The 422-nt window shown below is 78.9% G+C and carries 1 protein-coding gene; it reads left to right on the top strand.

Annotated features, from left to right (window positions below; genetic code table 11):
- Positions 1–422, top strand: a 422-nt coding sequence (locus MBSD_RS13855; protein ID WP_187300694.1) for an ELM1/GtrOC1 family putative glycosyltransferase, incomplete at both ends; no start/stop codon positions are given.

Below are 422 nucleotides of genomic sequence, written 5' to 3'. Positions count from 1 at the left end.
CGCGAGGCCTGCCCCACGCTCGGCGACCTGCCGGCGCCGCGCCTCGGCGTGCTGCTCGGCGGAACGCGCCGCGGCGTCGTCCTGGACGACGCCTACGCCGAGCGCCTGATCGCCGCGCTGCGCGCGCGGCACGCGCGCGACGGCGGCAGCGTGCTGGTCAGCGCTTCGCGGCGCACGCCGCCGGCGCTGACGGACAAGCTGCGCGCCGCGCTGGCGGACATCCCCGGCCTGTGCTGGGCCGGCGAGGCCGACGGCCCCAATCCCTACGCCGGCTTGCTCGGCTGGGCCGACCGTCTGGTGGTGACGCCGGATTCGGTGAACATGCTCTCCGAGGCCTGCGCCACCGGCCGCGCGGTGCACACGCTGGTGACGGCGCCGCTGCCCGCGCGGCTGGCGCGCTTCCACGCCGCGCTGCGCGCGCG

The sequence above is a fragment of the Mizugakiibacter sediminis genome, assembly GCF_000953855.2.
Lineage (GTDB): Bacteria > Pseudomonadota > Gammaproteobacteria > Xanthomonadales > Rhodanobacteraceae > Mizugakiibacter > Mizugakiibacter sediminis.
The sequence above is the reverse complement of the archived record's forward strand: the minus strand, read 5'-3'. Positions and strand labels throughout refer to the sequence as shown.